The 2,064-nt window shown below is 49.1% G+C and carries 3 protein-coding genes and 1 tRNA gene; all 4 read left to right on the top strand.

Going from position 1 to position 2,064, the window contains the following annotated elements; translation table 11 throughout:
* Positions 1-313: phosphoribosyltransferase family protein (locus Q8R38_04650; GenBank protein ID MDP3791314.1), on the top strand; the 313-nt coding region annotated here is incomplete at its 5' end.
* Positions 314-369: 56 nt separating this feature from the next.
* Positions 370-459 (top strand) — tRNA-Ser (locus Q8R38_04645).
* 185 nt (positions 460-644) lie between these two features.
* Positions 645-1,385, top strand: a complete 741-nt coding sequence (locus Q8R38_04640) for a glucose 1-dehydrogenase (protein MDP3791313.1) — start codon at positions 645-647, stop codon at positions 1,383-1,385.
* Positions 1,386-1,723: 338 nt separating this feature from the next.
* The coding region (locus Q8R38_04635; GenBank protein MDP3791312.1) for a hypothetical protein at positions 1,724-2,064 on the top strand (341 nt) is incomplete at its 3' end.

The raw sequence follows: 2,064 nt of genomic DNA, 5'->3' as shown, positions 1-2,064 counted from the left end.
TCGCGAGCGCGGATTTAACCAGGCCGAGGTTATCGCGCGCCATCTTGGCGCGCGCCTGAGGCTGCCGGTCGCCGCATACGCCCTTGGGCGCACCCGAGAGACCACGGCGCAAACCACGCTCGCCGATGCCCGAACGCGACGCGAAAACGTCGCCGGCGCCTTTAGCGTAAACGAGCCGGAGGCCATCCGGCGCAAAACGATCCTTTTGGTAGACGATGTATACACCACCGGCGCCACCATGGCCGAGTGCGCCAAGGCGCTGCACGGCGCCGGCAGCCGCGACGTCTGGGGAGTCGCCATTGCCAAAGGATAGGCTCCGCCATGGCAAGGATTGCGCCAGGCCCCGAACAATGTCACAATATCGAGACGGGTGGGGTGGCCGAGCGGTTTAAGGCGGCAGTCTTGAAAACTGCTGTATCCGAAAGGGTACCGTGAGTTCGAATCTCACCCCCACCGCCAATTTTGGAACTCGGTTTCCGAAGCAACTAAGGAGCCGCCGCTTCGCGGACTCGGCGGCTCCTTGATATTTATATGTGTGGGATTTTTACCTAGATTTGGGCTCTTTTTCAATTGTCGAAGATGCCGTTGATGAATTGGCTGGCGATAATGGATATGAACTTGAGTAAACTGGTATAATTTGAGATATGAGATTTAAAGATAAGATTGTTCTCATAACTGGCTCTGGTCGTGGAATTGGCAGGGCTACAGCTATTGCCTTTGCACAAGAGGGGGCAAGTGTAGTGGTAAATTATGTAAAAGAAGCGAAATCGGCTGATGCGGTTGTGGAACAAATCAGAAGTTTAGGCAGAGATGTTGTGGCGATTCAAGCTGACGTATCAAACGAAGCTGACGTTCAAAGATTGATAAAAAAATCAGTAGAGCGGTTTGGTGCAATTGATGTTCTGGTAAACAATGCTGGCATTGTCTTTGACTTACCAATCCTTGAAAAGACAGTTGAGCAGTGGGAACGCACACTACGAGTCAACTTAATAGGAACCTTCCTCTGCACTAAATATGCTGTTCCTAATATGAAGAATAGAAAAGGTGCATCTATACTCAATATCTCTTCTACAAACGGCATTGACCCATCGAGTCCGGAGTCGGCAGATTACGATACTTCAAAAGCCGGGGTAATTAGTTTGACCAGAAATTTCGCTCAATCCCTTGCTCCTGATATTAGAGTTAACACTATTGCTCCTGGGTGGATTGATACAGAAATCAATAAAGACTTGCCTAAAGAGTTTATAAAAAGCGAAACGGAGAAAATTGCTCTTAAAAGATGGGGTCAACCAGAAGAGATAGCAAAAGTCATTCTTTTTCTATGTTCGGAGGATGCAAGTTTTATAACAGGGTCAACCCTAGTAGTTGACGGTGGTTATCAGTAATTGATTTTTAGATAGAAATATACAACTAGTTTATGGCATTCCCGCCGTTTGCAAAAAAATCGAAAGAAATAGACCCGCTACCTAAATTTGGGGAATGAAGGCAGGAGTATGATCCTTTGTTATAACCTGTTATATGAGAGCATAACAAGACATTGTCCTTACATATACAGGTAGGACTAGTTATGGTCTATACAGGACAAATATAAGACAAGGGTATATAAAGAAACTTCCGAATCCGAAAGGCGGGAAGAAGCCCGCGGCCAAGGCGCTAAAGACTCTCGAGGGAGCGATCGCCACTGCCCACAAGCGTCTGGCTATCCCGCTCGTAGACGCCAAAGATGAGTAAATGCGCCTCGGGCGCACAAAACACCCCGTGCGGTTGCAGCATTACCGCGCGGGGTTTCGATTTTCGCGGACGCCCCAAAATTGCGCCGGCCGAGCCGTCTTGGTACAATGTACCCATGGACTTTATCGTCTGGCGTGCGCCGGAGTTTGAGCGCCATGAAAAATCCACCGGCTGGTTTGCGGGACTTACCGTCGTGCTTACCGCCGTTTTTATCTTCGCGATCTGGTCGGAGAGTTATCTTTTTGCGCTTCTTGTGCCGCTGATGGGTTTTTTGCTCGTTCACTATGCCAAAAAAGAGCCGCCCGAGCGCACCTTTACTATTGACGGCCTTGG

The sequence above is a fragment of the Candidatus Omnitrophota bacterium genome (genome assembly GCA_030695905.1).
GTDB lineage: Bacteria > Omnitrophota > Gorgyraeia > 2-01-FULL-45-10 > 2-01-FULL-45-10 > CAZHPY01.
Note: the sequence above shows the minus strand (reverse complement) of the source record. Positions and strands in the feature narration are given on the sequence as shown.

Bases quoted from the DNA above. Each gene is read 5' to 3' on its own strand.
- Q8R38_04640 (MDP3791313.1), top strand. From the start codon at position 645: ATGAGATTTAAAGATAAGATTGTTCTCATAACTGGCTCTGGTCGTGGA.